Here is a 22,356-nt window from a genome sequence, read left to right on the forward strand (position 1 = left end):
GAAGCGAGCCAATCAGGCTACTGCTCCGGCAGGATAATCTTCTGGTTGGTGCTACTCTTGACCGGCTTCTCGCCAGGCACATGCGACATGGTGCGCGTCGTGCTTTGTAGCGTGTCGCCATCGGTGCTGGTCTTGGTGCGGGACTTGCTGAACGTCCCCTGGTCGACGGCCTGGGCCTTGGTCTGTGCCTTGAGCTTGTCGCCATTGTCGTTGACATGTGTCTTGCTTTGGGCCTTGCCGTCGACGGTGGCGGCGCTGCCTCCCGATCCGATCGAGGATGTCGTGCCGCCGTCGGTCCGGCAGGCGCCGGCGGTTCCGACCGAGCTTGCCGAGGTGTCGCCGGCCGAAGCGCTGCCGGCGGTTCCGACCGTTCCAGCCGCGTTGCATTCCTCCGCAAGACTGAACGAAGTGGAGGCGAGCAGCGCGATCGAGGCGGCCGCAATAAAGCTGATGGGTTTCATTGCCGTCTCCTATTTCGCAGGTTTCGTTACCGAGCAGGTTCCATCCGACCGTTTGGTGATGACGGTGCCGTCAGGCCGGGTGATGCTTGCGGTGGAAAAGCTGTCGACGCTTCCGGATCCGGCCGAGGAGCCGGCAGAGGCGGATGACGAGGACGAACCGGCCGCCCCGCTCCCTGTTGTGGTCGACGAGGAGACGTGTCCGTTGCCAGCCGTCACGGTGGTGGACGTATCTCCCGCCTGTGACTGGACGATCGTGCATGTCGTTCCGTCGTCGAGCTTGATTTCTTCCGACATGGCCTGCCCGGCAATCAGGGCAAGCGAAGCGGTCAGCGCGATTGTGGAAAGTTGGGTCATTGTATTTTCTCCAGGGTTAGGCCGGCGCCGCAGAGGCGCCGGCCGACAGCGTCAGCAGCCCTTGGTGCCGGCGGCATCCTTCTTGACCTGGCCGGGCGCGCAGCCCTTCTTGCCCTTGTTGTCATGCGAGGTGCCTGCAGCGCTGCTGCCGGTGCCGACGGTGCTGCCCGTCTTGTCTCCGTCAGCGGACGAGGCGCCAGTGCCGACGCTCGAGGCCGAATTCGCATCGCCCGAGCCTGCGGCAGAGCCGCCTGTGCCGACCGAGCTGCTCGAAGTGCCGCCGCCGGCCGATGAGCCGCCTGTGCCGAGCGTCGAAGCAGAACCCGAACCGGATCCCGAGCCCGCGGCGGAGCCGCCGGTGCCAACCGTGCTGCTCGAGGTGCCGCCGCCAGCCGACGAGCCGCCGGTGCCGACCGTCGAGGACGAGCCGGATTTGCAGTTGGTTGCACCAGCTGGGCAATCGCCCCCGGCAGAGCTGCCACCAGTACCAACCGTGCTGCTCGCAGTTCCGCCGCCGGCCGACGAACCGCCGGTGCCGACCGTGCTGGACGATTGCGCGAAGCCGGAAACAGCCGTGCCGGCCAGAAGGGCCGCCGCCAGTGCCAGATGTGTTACCTTCATCATGGAAAATTCCTCCGTTTGTTATTTGAGCAACTGTCGCATCCGGAGAGGATGGACAGCTCCATGACAAACTTCGGTCAGATCAAGCTGTTCCTATGCTAGGCATTCAGTCGGAAAGGCTTCGGACCTTGGTCTGAGCCGCAGCCGCAGGCGGGCTGTTCGCGGGAATCATTTAGTCCGACTGCATCGAGCAAGCGCCGGCCGAGCTCGCTCGGCTGCAGGGTCGCAACCCTCTACCCCTGAACCGGAAACAGCCTCAGAAACTGCCGGTCGCCTTCCGGCGAAAAGAGGATCGAGCGGCTTTCGGCCGTGCGCCTGGCCCAGCCCTTGTCGAGGAAGCTCGACAGCAGCGCCTTGCCGAGGCTGCCCGCAAGGTGGGCGCGTCTTTCGCTCCAGTCGAGGCAGGAGCGGCAGAGCGGGCGGCGCGATGATCGGAGGTCGCCGACATCGATTCCGATGCATTTGAGATGGCTTTCTCCTTTTTCCGTCAGCCTCAGGCCGTCGCCGACCGCCGCGATCGTGCCTGAGGCAATCAGGCTGTCGAGCATGCGCACGCCGTAATCGCCGGCCAGATGATCGTAGCAGATGCGCGCCTTGCGCAGCGCCGGTTCCTTCGGCCCCGGCCGGTGGCGCAGATGCCCGCGCCCGGCGGCAAAGCCCATCATGCTTTCGATCAACCGGGCGACGGCCTCGTCGGCCAGCGTGAAATAGCGGTGGCGCCCCTGCTTGCGCTGGGCAAGCAGGCCGCCGGCTTCGAGCTTGGCAAGATGCGTGCTCGCCGTCTGCAAGGTGATGCCGCCGACGCCGGCAAGCTCGGTTGCCGTCAGCGCCCGCCCGCCTGTCAGCGCCGCCAGCATGTTGGCGCGGGCCGGATCGCCGATCAGCGCGCCGATCTGTGCAATGTCAGGACCTTCCTTCATACTTCGATCGTAACCGAAGCATTGTCGTCAGGCAATGTGCGAAAACGGGAAGGTACAAAGGAGAACCCGATGATCACCTGCTTCATCCGTTATCAGATCGACCCCTTCAAGAAGGAGGCCTTTGCCGAATATGCCCGCAACTGGGGCCAGGCGATTCCACGGAACGGCGCCGACCTGATCGGATATTTCGGTCCGCACGAGGGCTCGGCGACGACCGCTTACGGCGTCTACAACATCGAAAGCCTCGCTGCCTACGAGGCCTATCGCGCCAGGCTGGCCGCCGATCCGCTCGGCCGCGACAATTACGAATTCGCCAGGCGCGAAGGCTTCATCCGCAAGGAGGACCGCATCTTCCTGAAAAACGTCTCCGCCCCTCACGCCAAGCTGGTGCTGCCATGATCGCCGTCATCTTCGAAGTCGTGCCCTATATGGGCGAGCGCCACAAATATCTCGACCTTGCCGGCGAACTGCGATCAGAGCTCGAAAAGATCGATGGCTTCATCTCGATCGAGCGTTTCGAAAGCCTGACGAACCGCGGCAAGCTGCTGTCGCTCTCATTCTTCCGCGACGAGGAGGCCGTCAAAGAGTGGCGCAACCTCGAAGCCCACCGCGCCGCCCAGCTTGCCGGCCGCGGCGGCATCTTCGCCGACTATCGCCTGCGCATCGCCAGCGTCCTGCGCGATTACGGCATGTTCGAGCGCGACGAGGCGCCGGCCGATAGCCGCAAGGTGCATGATGCGGCGTGACGAGAGCAATAAATTCCCGAAATCGGCCACCGCTTCAGGCTTTGGTAACTAAGTTGCGTAACCATAACGGAGAGTTAAGCGTATAGCGTATGAGTGAGTATCAGAATGGCATCAGTTTTTCCGCTTGCCGACCTCAAGGCCTCTGTTAAGCCGGGTTCCCGGTCGGAGTCCTGGATCGACACGATTATCAAGGGCGATTGCGTCAGCGCCCTTGAAGCCTTGCCCACCCACTCCGTCGACGTCATCTTCGCCGACCCGCCTTATAACCTCCAGCTCGGCGGAACGCTGCACCGTCCCGATCAGTCGTTGGTCGATGCCGTCGATGACGAATGGGATCAGTTCGCCTCCTTCGAGGCCTATGACGCCTTCACCCGCGCCTGGCTGCTCGCCTGCCGCCGCGTCTTGAAGCCGACGGGCTCGATCTGGGTGATCGGCTCCTACCACAATATCTTCCGCGTCGGCGCCACGCTGCAGGACCTGAACTTCTGGATCCTCAACGACATCATCTGGCGGAAGACCAATCCGATGCCGAATTTCAAGGGCCGCCGTTTTCAGAACGCCCATGAGACGATGATCTGGGCGAGCCCCGATGCCAAGGCCAAGGGCTATACCTTCAATTACGATGCGATGAAGGCCGCCAACGACGACGTGCAGATGCGCTCCGACTGGCTCTTCCCGATCTGCAACGGCAATGAGCGGTTGAAGGGCGAGGACGGCAAGAAGGTGCATCCGACGCAGAAGCCGGAAGCGCTGCTTGCCCGCGTCATCATGGCCTCGACCAAGCCGGGCGATATCGTGCTCGATCCCTTCTTCGGCTCGGGAACGACGGGCGCCGTCGCCAAGCGTCTCGGCCGTCACTTCGTCGGCATCGAGCGCGAGCAGGATTATATCGATGCGGCATCCGCCCGCATCGCCGCCGTCGAGCCGCTCGGCAAGGCGGAACTGACCGTCATGACCGGCAAGAAGGCCGAGGTTCGCGTCGCCTTCAACGTGCTTGTCGAAAGCGGTCTCATCAAGCCCGGCCAGGTGCTGACCGACGCCAAGCGCCGCTACAGCGCGATCGTGCGCGCCGACGGTACCGTGGCATCAGGCGGCGAGGCCGGCTCCATTCATCGTCTCGGCGCCAAGGTGCAGGGCCTCGATGCATGCAACGGATGGACCTTCTGGCATTTCGAAGACGGGCAGTCCCTGCGCCCGATCGACGATCTCAGGTCCGTCATCCGCAGTGATCTGGCAAAGGTGGAGTGAGCAGCACCTTGGCGGGATCGAAATAGCTTCTTCCGGTTTCCTCCAGTTGCGGAAGAAGGCCAAGACGCCCGGGGCTCGAACCCCGGGCGTCTTCTATTTTGGAGCTCCAATCGTCAGAAGTCTTTGTAATCGGTGACGTCGACGTGGATGATCCGGCCTTCGGCATTGAAGGTGATCGTCTCCTCGCCCTCGCGGATCAGCGGCTCGCCCGTTTTGCTGTGGGTGGCGCGGAGTGACCAGACGGCACGGCCGGAAAGCGGCGTCAGCGTTTCGACGAGCGAATTCTCCGCCGTCTGATCGGGATAGTCGTCGAAATAGCGCCGGAAGGCGGCCATGATCTCGCTCCGCCCGGCAAGGCTGCCGACGCCGTTCGAGACATAGGTCGCGTCCTCGGCGAAATAACCCTCGATAACAGGGAAATCGAGGGCGTTGATGGCGGCGTGGAAGCGTTCGATTTCCTCGACCGGGTCGAAAGCCATGGCTCTCAGACCTTCAATCCGTAGGCGGCAAGATCGCTGCGAAGTTTCTCAGCACCGGAGAACAGCACGGCGTTCCAGCCGAAGGCCTTGGCGCCTTCGACATTAGCCGGCGCGTCGTCGATGAAAATCGTTGCGGCGGGATCGAGGCCGAAGCTCTTCGTATGCGTCTCGTAAATGGCGATATCCGGCTTGATCAGGCCGACATCGCCGGAAACGGTCACGCCGCGCGGCTTCGTCAGGAACGGGAAACGCGCCTGCGCCTCGCGGAAGGTGTCGGAGGCGAAGTTGGTGAGCATCGTCACGTCGCGGCCTTCCTCGATCAATCCCTCCATGATCGTGACGCTGTCCTCATAGGCGTGCGGCACCATCTCGTGCCAGTATTTGCGGAAGGCGCGGATATGCTCCTCGCGGGCAGGGTGCTTCTCGATCAGCAGCGCTTCGGCATCCGCCCATGTGCGGCCGCGGTCCTGCTCGACGTTCCAGTCATGGGTGCAGATATTGGCGAAGAACCAGTTGCGCTCGGTCTCATCAGGGATGAGGCGGGCGAAGGGCAGATGCGGATCGTAATGAATAAGGACTTTGCCGATATCGAAAACGATATGTTTTATCTCAGGGGTCATGGTCATGCCTTGGACGTTTTGAACGCGAGAGGAATAGCCGCTGCAATTGCTTTTTTCATGATGGTCGGTAGTGCCTGGGCTTCAAGATTTGTAACCGGCTCCCACCATTCGTCATTCACGCCATCACGCGGCTTAGGCTTTGCGGGGATTGCCGCCCGCCAGATCGATAGCCGGAGCTCGAAATGGGTAAAGACATGGATGACGGTGCCGCAGGCCTGCCAAGCCGCATCGAAGGGTGCGGCCGCAACTGAGGTCTCGCCGTCGAGCCGCGCCGTCCAGGCCGTTGTCGGTACCTCCGTCATGCCGCCGAGCAGGCCGCTTTCCGCCCGCCGTCGCAAAAGAATTTCGCCATCGGTGGTGACTGCGACGAAGGCGGCGCCCTGCCGCAGCGGCTTTTCCTTCTTCGCCGCCTTGACGGGGAAGAGCTCAGGATCGGAAAGCTTCAGCGCCTGACACGATCCCCGGAACGGACAGAGCGAACAGGCCGGCCGCTTCGGCGTGCAGATCGTCGCGCCGAGGTCCATCATCGCCTGGGCGAAATCGCCGGGACGATCGGCGGGCGTCAGCAGCGCCACCTTCTCCTTCATCACGGGCTTGGCGGCCGGCAGCGGCGTTTCGATCGCATAAAGCCTTGAAATCACCCGCTCGACATTGCCGTCCATGACGGCAGCCTGCCGGTTGAAGGCGATGGCCGCGACGGCGGCTGCCGTATAATCGCCGATGCCGGGCAGCGCCTTGAGGCCGGCTTCGGTATCGGGAAAGACGCCGCCATGCTCCTTCGCCACCGCCTCGGCGCATTTCTTCAGGTTGCGGGCCCGCGCATAATAGCCGAGCCCGGCCCAGGCGGCCATGACCGCGTCGCTTTCGGCCGCGGCGAGATCGTTCACCTCGGGCCAGCGCGTGAGAAACCGCTCGAAATAGGGTTTGACCGCCTGCACCGTCGTCTGCTGCAGCATCACCTCCGACAGCCAGACGCGATAGGGATCGGGTTTGACGCCGCGCGCCGCCATGCCGGGCGAAACGCGCCAGGGCAGGTCGCGGTGATGGCGATCGTACCAGTCGAGCAGGGGCTTGGCAGTAGGCGTGTCGGGTTTCGTGATCGTCATGATTTGCCGGGATCAGGGGAAGGCCCTATACTTGGCGAAGCAATGGCGCGCGATCAAGGCGGCCGCGCCAATTGGCAGCCGTGCCCAAGGGTTTCGATGAGTTATCCACGCAAAGATGTAAAGCAGATTTCCGAGCTGGCGAACGGGCTGATCGATCCCGTCCTGGCGCGCCGCGCCGGCATCAACACGGCTCTGCTCGGCTCGTGGAGCGAAATCGCCGGCGAGGATTTCGCCGATTGCACCAGGCCGGAAAAGATCGCCTGGGCCCGCGGCGGCGATGACGGCGGCTTCCGCCCCGGCGTGCTGACGATCGCCTGCGAAGGCGCGCGCGCGCTTTTCCTCACCCATGCCCAGGGCGAACTCATCCAGCGCATCAACAGCTTCTTCGGTTTCGCCGCCGTCCACCAGATCCGCATCGTCCAGAAGCCGGTCTCTCAAGTCCTGCGCCGCTCCCGCACCCCGCAGCCGCTGAAAGGCGAAGCCGCCCGTAAGCTCGAAGGCATGATGGAGGGCATCGAGGGCGACAAACTGCGCCAGGCGATCCAGCGCTTGGGGACTGCGGTGATGGGCAAGCGCGGGAGTGGGCGCTGATGAGCAAGACGCCCAAATTTTCCGGCAACGCCAAGATAGGCGGCTTGACTCAAGCCCGTGCCGAAAAAATCAGTGCGGTTGAAGGCCTGGTGCTCAGCCCGCGTATGCGTCGATTCTCGGCGAAACCAAAGATCAGCCGCCTGAAAAACGTCGCCAAGCGATCCGCGAGCAGTCTGCACGTAAGCCGGCCTGAGGGGAGACGTTAAACCTCTCTTGAACTGCAGCGCAGGTGTATTACACTGTAATGATCTGACCGGAGCTAACAGGATGCGCAGCAGCAAACCCATTACAGTCACGCTCGGCAGCCAGCAGAAAAGCTTGGACGCGCGGCTACAATCAGGTGCCTATAGTTCAGCAAGCGAGGTTATCCGCGCTGCGTTGCGCGCACTCGACCGGGAAGAAGATGCGATCGACGAAATCATGCGTCAGAAAATTCGTGAGGCGATCGACGATCCGGGTTCGGACGTTGATGCCGATACGGTTTTTGAGCGGCTCGAACGTCTGCATGCGGACCGGATGAAGGCTGGGCGTGGTGGCGTTTGAGGTCGCGTTTCGCCCCAGAGCGGAGAAGGATCTGTTTGAAATTTATGAATTCATTGCTGCCGACAATCGCCCGGCGGCGATCGAATTCATCCGCCGGCTGAGACAATTTTGTCGTCAGCTCGAAGACATGCCGGAAAGGGGATCGCCGCGCGAGGATTTTGCTCCGGGCGTTCGCATTTTGGTTTTCGAGCGGCGTGTGACCATTGCTTACCGGATCGCCAAGGACCGGGTACAAGTGCTGAGACTTTTCTACGCCGGACGGAATACACCTTCGGCCTTCCACCGAAACTGAGAATCGCGCATTTCGGACGCTAGGTCGGCTCTCGGTCCCATCACGGTCACAATTCTTTGAAGGAAGTTGGTGAACCGTGGCTTGTGAGCGGCCGTCAGCCGTTATATCGCACAATCACGCCGTCACTCTCATTACTATGGGGAACCCATGCAGATGTCCGAAATGCAACTGACGAAACGCCGCCTGCTCAGCGGCATCGCCATCGCCGCAGCTGCCGTAGCGCTTGTCGCCTGCAACGACAGCAAGGACGCTGCCGATGCGTCGTCCTCCGGCAAGACCATGACCGATGGCACCAATGTCGATACCATGCAGACGGCGGCGACATCGGCGACCGACATGCCGCAGTCCGACGGCGATGTCGACATGGCCGAGGTGCTGAAACCCGGCGCCCTGCCTGAGATGGCGCTGGGCAAGGCCGATGCCCCGGTTAAGATCGTCGAATACATGTCGATGACCTGCCCGCATTGCGCCCATTTCCACAACACCACCTTCGACACGATCAAGCAGAAATACGTCGATACCGGCAAGGTGCAGTTCATCATCCGCGAATTCCCCTTCGATCCGCGCGCCGCCGCCGCCTTCATGCTCGCCCGCTGCAGCGCCGCCAATCCGGGGCAGCTGAGCACGCCGGAACAGTATTTCCCGATGGTTTCGATGCTCTTCAAGCAGCAGCAGGTCTGGGCCGCCGCTGATGACGGCCGCGCCGCACTGCTGCAGATGTCGAAGCTTGCCGGATTTACTGAGGATAGCTTCACGAAATGCTTGACGAACCAGAAGCTTCTGGATGAAGTGAACGCCACGCGGGAAAGGGGATCCAAGGATTTCGGCGTCAATGCCACGCCAACCTTCCTCATCAATGGCAAGCGCTATTCTGGAGACATGCCGGTTGACACCATGTCGAAGCTCATCGACAGCCTCATCTGAACCGGACCGTTCGACGATAACGGGCGACGGCGAAAGCCGTGCGCCCGTTTTTTCTTTTCAGCGCAGTTTGCGGGCGTGGCTTCCTGCCGTGGATATTTCTGCATGAAGTTCAACAAGCTGCGCCTGGTCGGCTTCAAATCCTTCGTCGAGCCGACGGAATTCATCATCGAGCGGGGGCTGACCGGCGTCGTCGGGCCGAACGGCTGCGGCAAGTCCAACCTCGTCGAGGCGCTGCGCTGGGTAATGGGCGAGAATTCGTACAAAAACATGCGCGCCTCCGGCATGGACGACGTGATCTTTTCCGGTTCCGGCAACCGCCCGGCCCGCAACACCGCCGAAGTCGCACTCTATCTCGACAATGGCGAACGCACCGCGCCCGCCGCCTTCAACGATGCCGACGAGATCCAGGTCACCCGCCGCATCGAGCGTGAGCAGGGCTCGCTCTACCGCATCAACGGCAAGGAAAGCCGCGCCAAGGACGTGCAGCTGCTGTTTGCCGACGCTTCCACCGGGGCGCGGTCGCCTTCGATGGTCGGGCAGGGCCGCATCGGCGAGCTGATCCAGGCAAAGCCGCAGGCCCGCCGCCAGCTGTTGGAAGAGGCGGCCGGCATTTCGGGCCTGCATTCGCGCCGTCATGAAGCCGAACTGCGCCTGCGCGCCGCCGAAACCAATCTCGAACGTCTCGACGACGTCACCTCACAGCTCGAAAGCCAGATCGAGAGCTTGAAGCGCCAGGCCCGCCAGGCCAACCGCTTCAAGACGCTTTCGGCCGATATCCGCGCCCGCGAGGCGATGCTCCTGCATATCCGCTGGGTGCAGGCCAAGGAGGCAGAGGCCGAGGCCGACAGCGCGCTCAACCAGGCAACCGTCATCGTCGCCGAAAAGGCGCAGGCCCAGATGGAGGCGGCCAAGAGCCAGGGTATCGCCAGCCTGAAGCTGCCGGAACTGCGCGAGGGCGAGGCGCGTGCCGCCGCCGCCCTGCAGCGCCTGCAGATCGCCCGTAGCCAGCTGGAGGAGGATGCCGGCCGCATCCTGCGCCGCCGCGACGAGCTGACCCGCCGTCTCGCCCAGCTGGCGGAAGACATCCGCCGCGAGGAGCGGCTGGTCGCCGACAACGCCGTCATCCTCGCCAAACTCGATGCCGAGGAAACCGAGATATCGGAAATCCTCGCCGATTCCGGCCGTTATGCCGAGGAAAGCCGCGAGGCCTTCGAGGGCGCGGCGGCGAAGCTTGCCGACAGCGAGCGCATCTTCACCCAGCTGACAGCCGAGCGCGCCGAGGCTGCCGCCGGCCGTAACCAGCTGGAGCGCGCCATCCGCGATCTCGCTGACCGCCGCATGCGCTTGGAACGGCAGATGAATGATGCGAACGGTGAATTGTCGGCCATCGGCGAGAAGATATCAGGCCTGCCCGATCCCGAAGAGAAACGAGCTATCGTGGAAGCCGGCGAAATCGCGCTCGCCGATGCCGAAGCCGCCGTCCAGGGGATCGAGCAGGCGCTGGCCGCCGCCCGCCAGACCGAGGCGCTGTCGCGCGCTCCGGTCGAGCAGGCCCGCGCCGGCCTCAATGCTGTCGAAACCGAGGCCCGCACCATTTCCCGCATGCTCGCCGCCGGCGCGGCCGCCGGCAAGTTTCCGCCCGTCGCCGACGAGCTGAAGGTCGATCGTGGCTTCGAAACCGCGCTCGGGGCTGCGCTCGGCGACGATCTGGAATCGCCGCTCGATGCCGAAGCGCCGGCGCATTGGTCGGAGAATGGCGATGGCGCCGCCGACCCCGCGCTTCCCGCGGGCGCCACACCTCTGTTGACGCATGTCCGGGCGCCGGCCGCGCTCACCCGCCGCCTGCGCCAGATCGGCCTGGTCGACGAGGCCGAAGCGCAAGCGCTGATGGCGGCGCTGAAGCCCGGCCAGCGGCTGGTGACAAGAGAAGGCGCTGTCTATCGCTGGGACGGTCATGTCACCGGCGCCGATGCCCCGAGTGCGGCCGCCCTGCGCCTTGCCCAGAAAAACCGCCTGGCCGAACTCGAAGGCGAAGCAGCAATCGCCCGTGATGTGCTTGCCGAAGCCGAGGAGCGGCAGGCCGCCGCCGCCGATGCGATCCGCCTCGAAGAGCGCAAGCTTGCAGAGGCCCGCGACATGAGCCGCCTGTCGGCACGTCATCTCACCGAGGCGCGCGAAGCACTTGTCGCCGCCGAGCGCGCTTCCGGCGATCTCATCCGCCGCCGCGATGTCGTCAGCGAGGCGATGAGCCAGCTCGGCGCGCAGCTGGAGGAGATCGGCGTCCAGGAAGAAAATGCCCGCATCGAGCTGGAGGATGCGCCCGATCTGACGGAGATCGACGAACGGCTGCGCTTCCAGCAGGCGGAAGTGGCGACCGATCGCGGCGCGCTCGCCGAGGCCCGCGCCCGCCATGAGAGCCTGGCGAGGGAAAACGAGGCCCGCCAGCGTCGCATCATGGCGATCGCCCAGGAGCGCGAAACCTGGCGCCAGCGCGCAGCAAGCGCCGAGGATCATGTCGCGACGCTGCGCGAACGCGAGGAAGAGGCGCGCGAAGAGGCGGCCGATCTGGAAATGGCGCCCGACGAATTCGACGACAAGCGCCGCGCTCTGCTCAGCGAATTGCAGAAGGCCGAGGAGGCGCGCCGCAATGCCGGCGATCTCCTGGCCGAAGCCGAACGCATCCAGCGCGAGGCCGATCACAAGGCGGCGACGGCCTTGTCCGAGCTTGCCGAATACCGCGAACGCCGCGGCCGCGCCGAAGAGCGCCTCGTTTCGGCCCGCGAGCGCCGGCAGGAAAGCGAAAGCCGCATCCGCGAGGTGCTGAACGTGCCGCCGCACGAGGCGCTGCGGCTCGCAGGCCTGCAGCCGATGCAGGCGCTGCCCGATCCGCGCGAGGTCGAGCGCGATCTCGAGCGGCTGAAGATCGAGCGCGAGCGGCTCGGCGCCGTCAACCTGCGCGCCGACGAGGAACAGAAGGAGCTGAGCGAGAAGCTCGAAGCGCTGATCAAGGAGCGCGACGACGTCATCGACGCGATCCGCAAGCTGCGCGGCGCCATCCAGAGTTTGAACCGCGAAGGCCGCGAGAGGCTGATCGCCGCCTTCGACGTCGTCAACGGCCAGTTCCAGCGGCTGTTCACCCATCTCTTCGGCGGCGGCACCGCCGAACTGCAGCTGATCGAATCCGACGATCCGCTGGAAGCCGGCCTCGAGATCCTGGCCCGCCCGCCCGGCAAGAAGCCGCAGACCATGACGCTGCTCTCCGGCGGCGAACAGGCGCTGACGGCGATGGCGCTGATCTTTGCCGTTTTCCTCACCAACCCGGCGCCGATCTGCGTGCTCGACGAGGTGGACGCGCCGCTCGACGACCACAATGTCGAGCGCTACTGCAACCTGATGGACGAAATGGCGGCCTCCACCGAAACCCGCTTCGTCATCATCACCCACAACCCGATCACCATGGCCCGCATGAACCGCCTCTTCGGCGTCACCATGGCCGAACAAGGCGTCTCCACCCTGGTCTCCGTCGACCTGCAGACCGCCGAACGCCTGCGCGAGATCGCGTGAATTTTTGCGTGGCGGCTGTGCAGCCAAGCCCGGGATCACCGAGGAGAAGTGGTGCCTGGCCGCGCCGGGCGCGATGAAGCGACGGCGGGCGTAACGGAGCAAGCTGCATCGCCGGTGCGTCTGGCAACAAAGCCAATCACACTCTCCGTCATCCCAGGGCTTGACCCTGGGATCCACGACCAAGCCACTCGGCTTCTATTTCTCTGCGTGGGACGCCTTCGCTGTTCACCCAGTGCCAGCCGCATGGATCCCAGGGTCAAGCCCTGGGATGACGGAGGAGAGGTGGTGTCCGTATGACGGAGGAGAGGTGGGCCCGTATGGCGGAGGAGAGGTGGCGCCTGGATTGCACATGAGAGGTGGTGCCGGGTTGACAGAAAGGTGGAGCCCGGGTCGGCGGAGGCAGAGGTGGTGCCAGGTTGACGGCGGAAGGTGGTGATCGCTCGACGGAGGAGAGAAGGTCCGAATGGACGGAGCCGAGGTGTTGCCGGGACCCACGAGCCGCGCCGGGCGCGATCAACCGAGTGCGACGGAGCAAGCTGCATCGCCGGTGCGTCTGGCAGCAAAGCCAACCACACTCGCCGTCATCCCAGGGCTTGACCCTGGGATCCACAACCAAGCACGCGACTTCTATTTCTCTGCGGTGGGACGCCTTCGCCGTTCGCCCAGCCGCATGGATCCCAGGGTCAAGCCCTGGGATGACGGAGGAGAGGTGGTGCCCGTATGGCGGAGGAAAGGTGGTGCCCGTATGGCGGAGGGAGGTGGCGCGTGGATTGCACATGAGAGGTGGTGCCGGGTTGCCAGAAAGGTGGAGCCGGATTGGCGGAGGCAGAGGTGGTGCCAGGTTGACGGCGGAAGGTGGTGCTCGCTCGACGGAGGAGAGAAGGTCCGAATGGACGGAGCCGAGGTGTTACCGGGACCCACGAGCCGCGCCGGGCGCGATCAATCGAGCGCAGAGCCGCAAACTGCGTCGCCGGTGCGTCTGGCAGCAAAGCCAACCACACTCTCCGTCATCCCAGGGCTTGACCCTGGGATCCACAACCAAGCACTCGGCTTCCATTTCTCTGCGTGGGACGCCTTCGCTGTTCACCCAGTGCCAGCCGCATGGATCCCAGGGTCAAGCCCTGGGATGACGGAGGAGAGGTGGTGTCCGTATGACGGAGGAGAGGTGGGCCCGTATGGCAAAGGAGAGGTGGTTCCGGGTTGACAGAAAGGTGGAGCCCGGGTCGGCGGTGGAGAGGTGGTGCCAGGTTGACGGCGGAAGGTGGTGCTCGCTTGACGGAGGAGAGAAGGTCCGAGTGGAGGGACCAGAGGTGGTGCCAGGAGACACGCGCCGCGCCGGGCGGGATCAACCGAGCGCGACGGAGAAAGCTGCATCGGTGGTGCGTCTGGCAGCAAAGCCAACCACACTCTCCGTCATCCCAGGGCTTGACCCTGGGATCCACGACCAAGCACTCGGCTTCTATTTCTCTACAGTGGGACTGTTCACCGACCCGGCATGATCCCCGATCAGCCGGCCGATGCGGCCTGGAAGACCGCCAGCTGGGCGGCGAAGGCGCGTTGGTAGGCCGGGCGCGCTTCGGCGCGGGCGACATAGGCGGCGAGGTTCGGGTATTCGTCCAGAATGTTGGATGATTTCAGCCGCAGAAGCACCGATACCATCAGCAGGTCGCCGGCGCTGAAGGCGCCATCGAGCCAGTCGGCATCGCCAAGATGGGCCGACAGGCTGTCCAGCCGCTTGCGGATGCTCTCCTCGAGTGCGCGCAGGCGCTGCTCGTACCACGGCTGGTCACGCTCGAGGATCCTGGCGAGGCTGTGATCGAAGACCGGCGGCTCCACGGTGTTGAGCGCGGCAAACATCCATGAAATCGCCCGCGCCCGGGCATTGGTTTCGTCCGGCAGCAGGCCGCCGTGACGCTCGGCGATATGCAGGACGATCGCGCCGGATTCGAACAAGGTGAGATCGCCTTCCTCGTAGGTCGGGATCTGCCCGAAAGGCTGGAGCGCCAGATGCGCCGGCTCCTTCATCGCCTTGAAGGAGACGAGACGAACCTCGTAAGGCTGTCCCACCTCCTCGAGCGCCCAGCGAATCCGCATGTCGCGCGCCAGGCCGCGGCCGCGATCGGGCGAACGTTCAAAGGCGGTAATGGTAATCGTCATCGCTTCCTCCATCGGTGTCTGTCTTGAAGACGTCCGGCCGGACGGGATTCCGACATCGATATTCAAGATCTTCGGCCCGTGGTCTTGCCGGCGCCGCAACGCCTTCGATCCGATAATCTCTCTGATGCCCATTTCCCCTGCGCTTTCATTCAGAACAGGCGATCGACAAATCGATCGGCCTCCCAATTATTGAGAAAGGCCGCTTGTCGCCCAATCCAGTTGACGGCATCGCTTCCCCATTCGTTTGTGCGGCTGGCATATTCGCCCATGAGCCAGAAATGCCGGACAATGACGAACCGAAGGGCGGCTTCGAAGTCGTGCGGCGTTATCGGCCGGATGGCGCGATATCCATCGATGAAGGCGGTCCACATGGGCGTCAGTGTCCGGCCAAAGGATACTTTTGCCCATAGGAAAACCGACAGATCGTAAGCGAGATATCCGGGGCCGCCGTCGTCGAAGTCGAAGAAGACGGCGTCTCCAGCGTCGATGCGGGCGTTGAAGCCGTGACAGTCGCCGTGACAATAAATCCAGGTCAGATTTTCGCATCTTTCGATCGCCTTTGCGGTGCGCGTGGCGATGGTTTCAAGATCGCGAAGAATATCTGCGTCCTCCACGACGCCGCTATCGCGTATCCGCGCGTAGGGACGGTGCAGCAGATGTTCGAGGTCAAGCCGGTACATCGCTCCCCCTGACGAAAACGTCTGCGCCGCATTGTGCAACAGGGCAAGCGTCTTGCCGTTGGCTCGGGCATCGCCGGCATCTGTTGCGCTCGGCTCGCGGCCGGAAATTTCCCGGAAGAGCACGGCCTCGCGCGCGCCCTCCGGCGTGTATCCCCGCAGGAAAAGAGCGCCATCGCGCGTCGCTATCGGCACGGCCGCTGGCACCCCTGCCCGCTGGAGGTGGGTGAGAAATGCCGTCTCGGTTTTGACGTCCGGTTGGCCGCGGCTGCGATGATGCGACAGCCGAAAAACATAGCGCTCGCCGGTGCTGTCAATGACCAGATAGAGGTCGTTCAGGCCGCGATGAAGCATGCGGCAGCGAACCGATCCGGCGAGGGCATAGTGTTGATCGATGAACCGCCCGACCGCCTCAATCCTGGGGGTGGAATATAACGGATCAAAGTCGAGCATGGTCGGTGTCCATCGCGGTGCCCTGGGAGACTGGCAACATAGGGTATTTTGCGACGGCTGCAACGCCTGCTTGTGTCAGGCGGTGATACCTTCTGTTCATCGCTTCCGCCGGATCGCCGGCGGGAGCGATCGAGCGATCCACCCGACCCCGCCTGTTGGAGCCATGCGGACCTGACAAATCCCGTGCATTTTTCGCGTATCCGGCGATAAACACCAAAAAAGGTCGGCTGTCTTGCGGCCCGTACCCCATTTGGGTGATGCTCTTTTCGCTGACTTGCATTAGAAGTTGTTTCAACGCAACCTGATTACTTTGCTGAAAAAAGCAGGCGGTCAACGTTGCGGATTGTCGAATTTACGATGCGTTTCCGGGAATGGGCAAGGACCCGGAAGCTGTTTGAGCAATGACGGGGGCGTGAAAAAGGCTTTCCAGCCATTGCGGAAAACAAGGATCGGAGCGGTTCCAGGAACCGTTCCGGGTTGAGGGACCCCCCGTCCGGTTTTCCTGGCCGGACGGAAACAAGGCTTTGCGGGACGATGTTGCAGTCCCGCAAAGCTTTTTTTATGCCTTGTTCACATCAGGCGAGGTTCACAGGTTCGCCCGCCCACTCTCGGCGAAAATTATTGTGCGCCGCAGCATTTTTGCCGCATTTGTCGATTTTCATTTCAACTCCAAGGCATTAAGCTAATCATGGAGGCTGCTGACAATGCCGGCCAATTTCTCTGCGTCATCCGCGCGACAAGGCCTGGATGACGCCGAAGGAGGGGGAGGCAGTCGACAGCTGAGGGATCACGCTGATCCTTCCGTGGTGTTGGGGGGAAGATGACCAAGTGGGTCTATAGGTTCGGCGACGGACAGGCTGAGGGCGGCGCGCGCGACCATGAAATTCTCGGCGGCAAGGGCGCCAATCTCGCGGAAATGTGCGCGCTCGGCCTTCCCGTTCCGCCGGGACTGACGATCGTCAGCCACGCCTGCAACACCTATTACAAGAATGGCGGCCATATCGAGGACGGGCTGAAGGCCGAAATTCGCGCCGGCATAGCGGCGATCGAGGCGATCACCGGCCGCCATTTCGGCTCGGTCAGCCAGCCGCTGCTGCTCTCCGTGCGCTCCGGCGCCCGCGTCTCGATGCCCGGCATGATGGACACCGTGCTCAATCTCGGCCTCAACGACGAGACGGTGCAGGCGCTCGGCCACGATGCCGGCGACGCACGTTTTGCCTGGGACAGCTATCGCCGCTTCATCCAGATGTATGCCGATGTCGTCATGGGCCTCGGCAACGACGCCTTCGAGGAAATCCTCGAAGACGAGAAGGCCAGGCTCGGCCATGAATTCGATACCGAAATCAGCGCCACAGAATGGCAGCACATCGTCTCCCTCTACAAAAGGCTGATCGAGGAGGAGCTGGAGCAGCACTTCCCGCAGGATCCGGAGGTCCAGCTCTGGGGCGCGGTCGGCGCCGTCTTTTCCAGCTGGAAGAGCGCGCGCGCCGTCACCTACCGCCAGCTCCACAATATTCCCGAAGGCTGGGGCACGGCGGTCAACATCCAGGCGATGGTGTTCGGAAATCTCGGCAACTCCTCGGCGACCGGTGTCGCCTTCACCCGCAACCCCTCGACCGGCGAGAAGGCGCTTTACGGCGAATTCCTCGTCAACGCGCAAGGCGAGGATGTCGTTGCCGGCATCCGCACGCCGCAAAGCATCACCGAGGAGGGGAGGATTTCATCCGGCTCGGAAAAACCCTCGATGGAAAAGCTGATGCCGGAGGCCTTTCACGAACTCAGCCGCATCTGTTCCGAGCTCGAAGTCCATTACCGCGACATGCAGGACATCGAATTCACCATCGAGCGCGGCAGGCTATGGATGCTGCAGACCCGCGCCGGCAAGCGCTCGACGCGGGCGGCGATGAAGATCGCCGTCGACATGGTCGACGAGGGGGTGATCGCCGAGGAGGAGGCGGTGCTGCGCATCGAGCCCTCAAGCCTCGACCAGCTCTTGCATCCGACCATCGATCCGCGCGTCACCCGCCAGGTGATCGGCACCGGCCTGCCGGCCTCGCCCGGGGCGGCCACCGGCGCCATCGTCTTTACCGCCGAAGAGGCGGTCGAGGCCGAGGCCGAGGGCCGCAAGGTCATCCTGCTGCGCGTCGAGACCAGCCCAGAAGATATTCACGGCATGCATGCGGCCGAGGGCATCCTGACGACGCGCGGCGGCATGACCAGCCATGCGGCGGTCGTTGCCCGCGGCATGGGCACGCCTTGCGTCGTCGGCGCCGGCACCATGCGCATCGATCAACGCAACGAGCGACTGCTCGGCATCGGCGTCACCCTGAAGAAGGGCGACATCATCACCATCGACGGCTCGGCCGGCCAGGTGCTGAAGGGCGAGGTGCCGATGATCCAGCCGGAGCTTTCGGGCGATTTCGGCCGCATCATGGGCTGGGCCGACCGGGCGCGCCGAATGACCGTGCGCACCAATGCCGATACGCCGGCGGATGCCCGCGCCGCCCGCTCCTTCGGCGCCGAGGGCATCGGCCTTTGCCGCACCGAGCACATGTTCTTCGAGGGCGAGCGCATCCATGTCATGCGCGAGATGATTCTCGCCGAAGATGAGAAGGGCAGGCGGCTGGCGCTCGACAAGCTCCTGCCGATGCAGCGCTCCGATTTCACCGGCCTCTTCACCGTCATGCACGGCCTGCCGGTGACGATCCGCCTGCTCGATCCGCCGCTGCACGAATTCCTGCCGAAGACCGATGACGAGGTGGCCGAAGTCGCCTTCGCCATGGGCATGGAGCCGCAGGCGCTGCGCCAGCGCGTCGATGCGCTGCACGAGTTCAATCCGATGCTCGGCCATCGCGGCTGTCGGCTGGCGATTTCCTATCCTGAGATCGCCGAGATGCAGGCCCGCGCCATCTTCGAGGCGGCGGTGGCCGCAGCCCAGGAAACCGGGGCGGCCGTCGTGCCTGAGATCATGGTGCCGCTCGTCGGCCTGCGCTCCGAACTCGACTACGTCAAGGCGCGCATCGACGAGGTCGCCGGCGATGTCATGGCCGAGGCCGGCATGAAGATCGATTATCTCGTCGGCACGATGATCGAGCTGCCGCGCGCAGCGCTGCGTGCGCATGTGATTGCCGAAGCCGCCGAATTCTTCTCCTTCGGCACCAACGACCTGACGCAGACGACCTTCGGCATCTCGCGCGACGACGCCTCCGCCTTCATTCCCACCTATCAGCGCAAGGGCATCATCGAGCACGACCCGTTCATCTCGCTCGATTTCGACGGGGTCGGCGAATTGATCAGCATCGCCGCTGAACGCGGCCGGCGCACCCGCAACGACATGAAGCTCGGCATCTGCGGCGAACATGGCGGCGACCCGGCCTCGATCCGCTTCTGCGAGACGATCGGGCTAGACTACGTCTCCTGCTCGCCGTTCCGCGTGCCGATCGCCAGATTGGCGGCGGCGCAGGCGGTTATTGCAGAGGGCCTGAAGGACGGCTGAGCAAGTAGGAGTGGGCCGCGTTAGTGATAATGCCGCCAGTGGCGGCGATAGACATAAGGCCCGTTGAGGTCCCAGGCCATGCTCTGCATCAGCTCCGCGCTCTGCGCCCGCGACTCCGCCCGCCGGTCGAGATCGATGCGCTGCAGGCAGGTGGCGAACCCATCAGAGCCGCGGCGGAAGCCATAACTCAGGCACTGCCGCTCCTCCGCCGCCCGCCGCTCCTCCGGCGTCATCGTCTGGCAGGCGGAAAGGCCAGCGGCGAGAAGGGTGATGAGGAGGGCATGCGCATCGGGCTATTCCTTGCTTTTCCCGGAGGAAATGCCATTCGGGTGTTGGGGTCAAGCTGTGGTCGACCGAGGATTTGCCGAGTTAAATACGCGGGCCGTGCCGTGCGGCCCCCTCATCCGCCCTACGGGCACCTTCTCCCCGCTGGGGAGAAGAGGGAATCGAGAGGTCGCGGCATACCCCCTTCGCCCCGGCGGGGAGAAGGTGCCGGCAGGCGGATGAGGGGGCCGGCGATGCCAAGAGTAGCCTCAAGAGGAGGCTACGCCGCCCCGGCCGGATCGCCGATCGGCAGCAGTGCCGGGTCGAGCGGCGGATCTTGCGGGTTCTTGGTATCGCCGGGGTCCTGCACCGGTGTCAGCGGCGGCTTCTGCTGGGTGGGGTCGGGAATGCCGGGCGTCGGCGTGGGGCCGCGTGGCGTATCGGTCGTCGGTGTCGGGATCGGATCTCTGTTGGGCATGATCGCCTCCTTTTCGACAAGGGAACGGCACCGCCGGGAGATGGTTCCACTTTCACGAGCCGGCATTCCTCTGTATGAGGAAGCCTCTCAAGCATGGAAACCAGCATGGCCATCCGCGATCGATTTTCGAAGAAACTGAACTGCCCGCAATGCGGCAATAGCGGCTTTGCCGAGGCCTCGGAGATCGACGATCCCAAGCGAAAGCATCCGGATTTCAAGGTCGATCAGTTGCCGCGCGGTTTTGGCGTGCAGCGCCCTTCCAACCACCAGGAAAGCTTCATGCTCAAGTGCGAATGCGGCCGCAAGTTTCCCTTCCGCAGCCTGGCGGAGGCCGCGGCCGAGCGGCGCTGATTCAGGAGCTCAGATCCGCTCCAGCACCTCGATGAAGGCATCGGCGAAGCGCACCAGATGCGCGGTTTCCTGGTCGGGCGCCTGCATGCGGATTTCGGTGCCGGCATAATCGAGCAGCGCCAGCACGACGCGCATCTCGCTTCCGCCATCGGGAATGCGCAGCACCGCGATGCGCCGGCAATCCGCGACGAGGCCTGCGGCCGGCAGGTCGAACAGCAATTCACCGCCCGCCCGGTTCGCCGCCTGGCGCACCGCCTCGCAGAAGCCGGCATCGCCGCCGGCATAGCCTTCGAGTGAAAGTTCGAGCTCGACGAGCTCCATCGGCAGCACCGGCTCGCTGTGGTCGATCCCGCCAAGCGCAGACGCCTGCGGCCTTGCTGCTATCTCGGGTGAAATCATCCCGCCTCTCCTTGCCTTAAACCGGAGATGAAACCGCGGCAGAATGACCTTTTTTTGACATATCAGCAAGGGCTGATGGATCGGCCCGGCCATCGCCTCGGCATCTCCAGGTGAATTCCCTTTGATATTCCGAGACAACAGTTTCAATTCAGCCGAATCTTTGCCCGGATCCGGGTGATTTTGGGCCGGGCTGGCTTAAAATCTGAATCCGGATCTAAATCAAAGAAATAGAGCATGATGTCGTCCGAAAACCGCTTCACACTTTTCGGCATCATGCTCTAAACAGGGATATGGCGATTTGCGTGGTTGAGGGCGCGGCGCTGACGAGCAACCGGTAAGTTTGATGGCCATCCGTTACGACCGTCCCGTTTCCAGCGCCGCCCGCTTTTCGCGGCTGCTCGGGGCGTTTTCCCTGGTTCTGGCGCTGGCGGTGCTGATCGCCCATCGCTTCGGCGGGCTTGCCACCCCCTATCTCGTGCTGCTCCTGATCACCGCCGCCGGCTTCGCGCTGCTGGCGGCGCTGCTGGCCGCAATCGGCCTGCGCAGCCTCTGGATGACGGGGGCCGAAGGCGGGCTGGCAGCCCTCGCCGCGCTGATCTACGCCGCCTTTCCGCTCGGCATCGGCGCCTTTGCCGCCGAGCGCTACATGACGCTGCCCGATATCTACGACGTCTCCACCGATCCGGTCTCGGCCCCCGACTGGCTGTCGACCCCGAAAGCCGATCAGATCTGGCTGAAGCGCAACCTCGTGACGCCAGAGGATCGCGAAAAGCAGCTGGCCGCCTATCCCGAACTGACCGGCCGGCGTTACGAAGGCGCGCTCGACCGCGTGCTGGAGGCGGTGCGCAAGGTCGCCAAGCAGAGCGGCTTTACAATCGTGAAAAGCACCGGCACCACAGAGCCCGAAGGCGATCTCGAGGACCGGCCGGCCAAGCCCGCGCCCGGCGACGACGCCGTCGCCGATGCGCCCGGCATCATCCCCGTGCCGACGCCGCGCCCCTATGACGACGATGTCGCCAAGCTGATCCGCGGCGCCAATGGCGTGACGCTGCAGGCGACCAACCGCACGCTGATCCTCGGCCTGCGCTTCGATATCCTCATTCGCCTGCGTGAAGAGGCCGAAACCACCTTCGTCGACATCCGCGTCGCCTCCCGCTACGGCCAACACGACCTCGGCTTCAGCGCCGAGGTTGCCGGCGATTATCTGAAGGCGCTCGACGCCGAACTCCTGGGGCTTGCGGGTGGGTGAGCCGCGGTGCCGCCAGAGGCGGCAGCAATCGATCCAGTGAATCGATTGCAGCGGCGAACGCCCTGAGCCCAAAGCGAAGGGCCGGGAGAGGGTGCGGCAGGCTCGACCCACTTCCAGCACCGCAAACTCGATGCTCCTGCCATATCACCCAATCTCATTCCTGTGACCTTGGGCAAAGCCCTGAGCACACAGCAATGACGGAGGAAAGGTGTGCCACGCACAACGATCAGCCCTCATCCTGAGGTGCCCCGCAGGGGCCTCGAAGGGCGAGGGCGGGTGGCACCAGTGGCCAGCCCGTCCTTCGAGGCTTCGCCCTATGGGCTACGCACCTCAGGATGAGGCTGGAGAGAGGGCGCGCCATCA

At 63.9% G+C, this 22,356-nt stretch carries 26 protein-coding genes; 13 read left to right on the plus strand and 13 right to left on the minus strand.

Annotation, left to right across the window (positions count from 1 at the left end; all coding sequences use genetic code 11):
* Positions 1-17 precede the first annotated feature (17 nt).
* The 4 genes from GGI60_RS23290 to GGI60_RS23305 all read right to left on the minus strand — a co-directional run bounded on the left by GGI60_RS23290 (position 18) and on the right by GGI60_RS23305 (position 2,356).
* Entirely contained in the window at positions 18-461 is a 444-nt protein-coding gene (locus GGI60_RS23290) for a hypothetical protein (RefSeq protein WP_183918788.1), read from the minus strand.
* Between the two features lie 9 nt (positions 462-470).
* Positions 471-815 carry a hypothetical protein gene (locus GGI60_RS23295; RefSeq protein ID WP_183918789.1) on the minus strand — a complete coding sequence of 115 codons (345 nt, stop codon included), beginning with the start codon at positions 813-815 and terminating at the stop codon, positions 471-473.
* A gap of 51 nt (positions 816-866) precedes the next feature.
* On the minus strand, positions 867-1,439 hold the full coding sequence (locus GGI60_RS23300) for a hypothetical protein (RefSeq protein ID WP_183918790.1): 573 nt from the start codon (positions 1,437-1,439) through the stop codon (positions 867-869).
* 230 nt (positions 1,440-1,669) lie between these two features.
* Positions 1,670-2,356: a helix-turn-helix transcriptional regulator gene (locus tag GGI60_RS23305; protein ID WP_183918791.1), complete on the minus strand. Its 687-nt coding sequence runs from the start codon at positions 2,354-2,356 to the stop codon at positions 1,670-1,672.
* 69 nt (positions 2,357-2,425) lie between these two features.
* Between GGI60_RS23305 and GGI60_RS23310 the strand changes: the two genes are divergently transcribed.
* The 3 genes from GGI60_RS23310 (at position 2,426) to GGI60_RS23320 (ending at position 4,350) form a co-directional block, all read left to right on the plus strand.
* Positions 2,426-2,755, plus strand: coding sequence for an NIPSNAP family protein (locus GGI60_RS23310; RefSeq protein ID WP_183918792.1), 330 nt, complete (start codon positions 2,426-2,428; stop codon positions 2,753-2,755).
* Positions 2,752-3,102, plus strand: a complete 351-nt coding sequence (locus GGI60_RS23315) for an antibiotic biosynthesis monooxygenase (protein WP_183918793.1) — start codon at positions 2,752-2,754, stop codon at positions 3,100-3,102. The genes GGI60_RS23310 and GGI60_RS23315 overlap by 4 nt, the downstream gene beginning before the upstream one ends.
* A 105-nt stretch (positions 3,103-3,207) precedes the next feature.
* The gene (locus tag GGI60_RS23320) at positions 3,208-4,350 is read left to right on the plus strand and encodes a site-specific DNA-methyltransferase (RefSeq protein WP_183918794.1); all 1,143 of its coding nucleotides are present in this window, start codon (positions 3,208-3,210) and stop codon (positions 4,348-4,350) included.
* 113 nt (positions 4,351-4,463) lie between these two features.
* Here the strand turns inward: GGI60_RS23320 and GGI60_RS23325 are convergent, their stop codons facing one another.
* The 3 genes from GGI60_RS23325 to mutY are packed head-to-tail and all read right to left on the minus strand — an operon-like array spanning position 4,464 to position 6,555.
* Positions 4,464-4,829 carry a nuclear transport factor 2 family protein gene (locus GGI60_RS23325; protein WP_183918795.1) on the minus strand — a complete coding sequence of 122 codons (366 nt, stop codon included), beginning with the start codon at positions 4,827-4,829 and terminating at the stop codon, positions 4,464-4,466.
* Positions 4,830-4,834: 5 nt separating this feature from the next.
* Positions 4,835-5,449: an HAD family hydrolase gene (locus GGI60_RS23330; RefSeq protein WP_183918796.1), complete on the minus strand. Its 615-nt coding sequence runs from the start codon at positions 5,447-5,449 to the stop codon at positions 4,835-4,837.
* 2 nt (positions 5,450-5,451) lie between these two features.
* Complete coding sequence (mutY, locus tag GGI60_RS23335) at positions 5,452-6,555, minus strand: A/G-specific adenine glycosylase (protein WP_183918797.1); 1,104 nt, start codon at positions 6,553-6,555, stop codon at positions 5,452-5,454.
* A gap of 96 nt (positions 6,556-6,651) precedes the next feature.
* Here mutY and GGI60_RS23340 point away from each other — a divergent pair, with 96 nt between their 5' ends.
* From GGI60_RS23340 to GGI60_RS23370, 7 genes are all read left to right on the plus strand, one after another.
* The gene (locus tag GGI60_RS23340) at positions 6,652-7,146 is read left to right on the plus strand and encodes a DUF721 domain-containing protein (RefSeq protein WP_183918798.1); all 495 of its coding nucleotides are present in this window, start codon (positions 6,652-6,654) and stop codon (positions 7,144-7,146) included.
* Positions 7,146-7,352 carry a hypothetical protein gene (locus GGI60_RS23345; RefSeq protein ID WP_246720464.1) on the plus strand — a complete coding sequence of 69 codons (207 nt, stop codon included), beginning with the start codon at positions 7,146-7,148 and terminating at the stop codon, positions 7,350-7,352. The genes GGI60_RS23340 and GGI60_RS23345 overlap by 1 nt, the downstream gene beginning before the upstream one ends.
* 61 nt (positions 7,353-7,413) lie before the next feature.
* Complete coding sequence (locus GGI60_RS23350) at positions 7,414-7,689, plus strand: type II toxin-antitoxin system ParD family antitoxin (protein WP_183918799.1); 276 nt, start codon at positions 7,414-7,416, stop codon at positions 7,687-7,689.
* A complete protein-coding gene (locus GGI60_RS23355; protein WP_312862818.1) occupies positions 7,676-7,981 on the plus strand; it encodes a type II toxin-antitoxin system RelE/ParE family toxin in 306 nt (101 codons plus the stop codon). The genes GGI60_RS23350 and GGI60_RS23355 overlap by 14 nt, the downstream gene beginning before the upstream one ends.
* A 153-nt stretch (positions 7,982-8,134) precedes the next feature.
* Positions 8,135-8,905, plus strand: coding sequence for a DsbA family protein (locus GGI60_RS23360; protein ID WP_409527276.1), 771 nt, complete (start codon positions 8,135-8,137; stop codon positions 8,903-8,905).
* Positions 8,906-9,007: 102 nt separating this feature from the next.
* On the plus strand, positions 9,008-12,469 hold the full coding sequence (gene smc / locus GGI60_RS23365; RefSeq protein ID WP_183918801.1) for a chromosome segregation protein SMC: 3,462 nt from the start codon (positions 9,008-9,010) through the stop codon (positions 12,467-12,469).
* 1,151 nt (positions 12,470-13,620) lie between these two features.
* The gene (locus GGI60_RS23370; protein WP_183934854.1) at positions 13,621-13,968 is read left to right on the plus strand and encodes a hypothetical protein; all 348 of its coding nucleotides are present in this window, start codon (positions 13,621-13,623) and stop codon (positions 13,966-13,968) included.
* Positions 13,969-13,975: 7 nt separating this feature from the next.
* On the opposite strand, the gene GGI60_RS23375 is transcribed toward GGI60_RS23370, so the two are convergent.
* From GGI60_RS23375 to GGI60_RS23385, 3 genes are all read right to left on the minus strand, one after another.
* Positions 13,976-14,626 carry a glutathione S-transferase family protein gene (locus GGI60_RS23375; RefSeq protein WP_183918803.1) on the minus strand — a complete coding sequence of 217 codons (651 nt, stop codon included), beginning with the start codon at positions 14,624-14,626 and terminating at the stop codon, positions 13,976-13,978.
* Between the two features lie 149 nt (positions 14,627-14,775).
* Positions 14,776-15,756, minus strand: a complete 981-nt coding sequence (locus GGI60_RS23380; RefSeq protein WP_183918804.1) for a phosphotransferase enzyme family protein — start codon at positions 15,754-15,756, stop codon at positions 14,776-14,778.
* Entirely contained in the window at positions 15,743-16,090 is a 348-nt protein-coding gene (locus GGI60_RS23385; RefSeq protein WP_183918805.1) for a hypothetical protein, read from the minus strand. The genes GGI60_RS23380 and GGI60_RS23385 overlap by 14 nt, the downstream gene beginning before the upstream one ends.
* Before the next feature lie 486 nt (positions 16,091-16,576).
* Between GGI60_RS23385 and ppdK the strand changes: the two genes are divergently transcribed.
* On the plus strand, positions 16,577-19,252 hold the full coding sequence (gene ppdK / locus GGI60_RS23390; protein ID WP_183918806.1) for a pyruvate, phosphate dikinase: 2,676 nt from the start codon (positions 16,577-16,579) through the stop codon (positions 19,250-19,252).
* Positions 19,253-19,272: 20 nt separating this feature from the next.
* Here the strand turns inward: ppdK and GGI60_RS23395 are convergent, their stop codons facing one another.
* Together GGI60_RS23395 and GGI60_RS23400 are read right to left on the minus strand one after the other, a co-directional pair.
* Positions 19,273-19,485 carry a hypothetical protein gene (locus GGI60_RS23395; protein ID WP_183918807.1) on the minus strand — a complete coding sequence of 71 codons (213 nt, stop codon included), beginning with the start codon at positions 19,483-19,485 and terminating at the stop codon, positions 19,273-19,275.
* Positions 19,486-19,796: 311 nt separating this feature from the next.
* Positions 19,797-19,994, minus strand: a complete 198-nt coding sequence (locus tag GGI60_RS23400; protein WP_096477303.1) for a hypothetical protein — start codon at positions 19,992-19,994, stop codon at positions 19,797-19,799.
* A gap of 105 nt (positions 19,995-20,099) precedes the next feature.
* Here GGI60_RS23400 and GGI60_RS23405 point away from each other — a divergent pair, with 105 nt between their 5' ends.
* Complete coding sequence (locus GGI60_RS23405; protein WP_064686508.1) at positions 20,100-20,345, plus strand: hypothetical protein; 246 nt, start codon at positions 20,100-20,102, stop codon at positions 20,343-20,345.
* Positions 20,346-20,354: 9 nt separating this feature from the next.
* Here the strand turns inward: GGI60_RS23405 and GGI60_RS23410 are convergent, their stop codons facing one another.
* Positions 20,355-20,744 carry a hypothetical protein gene (locus tag GGI60_RS23410; RefSeq protein ID WP_183918808.1) on the minus strand — a complete coding sequence of 130 codons (390 nt, stop codon included), beginning with the start codon at positions 20,742-20,744 and terminating at the stop codon, positions 20,355-20,357.
* A 343-nt stretch (positions 20,745-21,087) separates the two neighbouring features.
* Here GGI60_RS23410 and GGI60_RS23415 point away from each other — a divergent pair, with 343 nt between their 5' ends.
* On the plus strand, positions 21,088-21,993 hold the full coding sequence (locus tag GGI60_RS23415) for a DUF1499 domain-containing protein (RefSeq protein WP_183918809.1): 906 nt from the start codon (positions 21,088-21,090) through the stop codon (positions 21,991-21,993).
* The last annotated feature ends 363 nt before the right edge of the window (positions 21,994-22,356 follow it).

The organism is Rhizobium lentis (genome assembly GCF_014200175.1).
Lineage (GTDB): Bacteria > Pseudomonadota > Alphaproteobacteria > Rhizobiales > Rhizobiaceae > Rhizobium > Rhizobium mulingense.

Excerpts from the sequence above, each read along its gene's own strand:
- GGI60_RS23290 (WP_183918788.1), bottom strand. The coding sequence starts at position 461 with ATGAAACCCATCAGCTTTATTGCGGCCGCCTCGATCGCGCTGCTCGCC.
- GGI60_RS23295 (WP_183918789.1), bottom strand. The coding sequence starts at position 815 with ATGACCCAACTTTCCACAATCGCGCTGACCGCTTCGCTTGCCCTGATT.
- GGI60_RS23300 (WP_183918790.1), bottom strand. The coding sequence starts at position 1,439 with ATGATGAAGGTAACACATCTGGCACTGGCGGCGGCCCTTCTGGCCGGC.
- GGI60_RS23305 (WP_183918791.1), bottom strand. The coding sequence starts at position 2,356 with ATGAAGGAAGGTCCTGACATTGCACAGATCGGCGCGCTGATCGGCGAT.
- GGI60_RS23310 (WP_183918792.1), top strand. The coding sequence starts at position 2,426 with ATGATCACCTGCTTCATCCGTTATCAGATCGACCCCTTCAAGAAGGAG.
- GGI60_RS23315 (WP_183918793.1), top strand. The coding sequence starts at position 2,752 with ATGATCGCCGTCATCTTCGAAGTCGTGCCCTATATGGGCGAGCGCCAC.
- GGI60_RS23320 (WP_183918794.1), top strand. The coding sequence starts at position 3,208 with ATGGCATCAGTTTTTCCGCTTGCCGACCTCAAGGCCTCTGTTAAGCCG.
- GGI60_RS23325 (WP_183918795.1), bottom strand. The coding sequence starts at position 4,829 with ATGGCTTTCGACCCGGTCGAGGAAATCGAACGCTTCCACGCCGCCATC.
- GGI60_RS23330 (WP_183918796.1), bottom strand. The coding sequence starts at position 5,449 with ATGACCCCTGAGATAAAACATATCGTTTTCGATATCGGCAAAGTCCTT.
- mutY (WP_183918797.1), bottom strand. The coding sequence starts at position 6,555 with ATGACGATCACGAAACCCGACACGCCTACTGCCAAGCCCCTGCTCGAC.
- GGI60_RS23340 (WP_183918798.1), top strand. The coding sequence starts at position 6,652 with ATGAGTTATCCACGCAAAGATGTAAAGCAGATTTCCGAGCTGGCGAAC.
- GGI60_RS23345 (WP_246720464.1), top strand. The coding sequence starts at position 7,146 with ATGAGCAAGACGCCCAAATTTTCCGGCAACGCCAAGATAGGCGGCTTG.
- GGI60_RS23350 (WP_183918799.1), top strand. The coding sequence starts at position 7,414 with ATGCGCAGCAGCAAACCCATTACAGTCACGCTCGGCAGCCAGCAGAAA.
- GGI60_RS23360 (WP_409527276.1), top strand. The coding sequence starts at position 8,135 with ATGTCCGAAATGCAACTGACGAAACGCCGCCTGCTCAGCGGCATCGCC.
- smc (WP_183918801.1), top strand. The coding sequence starts at position 9,008 with ATGAAGTTCAACAAGCTGCGCCTGGTCGGCTTCAAATCCTTCGTCGAG.
- GGI60_RS23370 (WP_183934854.1), top strand. The coding sequence starts at position 13,621 with ATGACGGAGGAGAGGTGGGCCCGTATGGCAAAGGAGAGGTGGTTCCGG.
- GGI60_RS23375 (WP_183918803.1), bottom strand. The coding sequence starts at position 14,626 with ATGACGATTACCATTACCGCCTTTGAACGTTCGCCCGATCGCGGCCGC.
- GGI60_RS23380 (WP_183918804.1), bottom strand. The coding sequence starts at position 15,756 with ATGCTCGACTTTGATCCGTTATATTCCACCCCCAGGATTGAGGCGGTC.
- ppdK (WP_183918806.1), top strand. The coding sequence starts at position 16,577 with ATGACCAAGTGGGTCTATAGGTTCGGCGACGGACAGGCTGAGGGCGGC.
- GGI60_RS23395 (WP_183918807.1), bottom strand. The coding sequence starts at position 19,485 with ATGACGCCGGAGGAGCGGCGGGCGGCGGAGGAGCGGCAGTGCCTGAGT.
- GGI60_RS23400 (WP_096477303.1), bottom strand. The coding sequence starts at position 19,994 with ATGCCCAACAGAGATCCGATCCCGACACCGACGACCGATACGCCACGC.
- GGI60_RS23405 (WP_064686508.1), top strand. The coding sequence starts at position 20,100 with ATGGCCATCCGCGATCGATTTTCGAAGAAACTGAACTGCCCGCAATGC.
- GGI60_RS23410 (WP_183918808.1), bottom strand. The coding sequence starts at position 20,744 with ATGATTTCACCCGAGATAGCAGCAAGGCCGCAGGCGTCTGCGCTTGGC.
- GGI60_RS23415 (WP_183918809.1), top strand. The coding sequence starts at position 21,088 with ATGGCCATCCGTTACGACCGTCCCGTTTCCAGCGCCGCCCGCTTTTCG.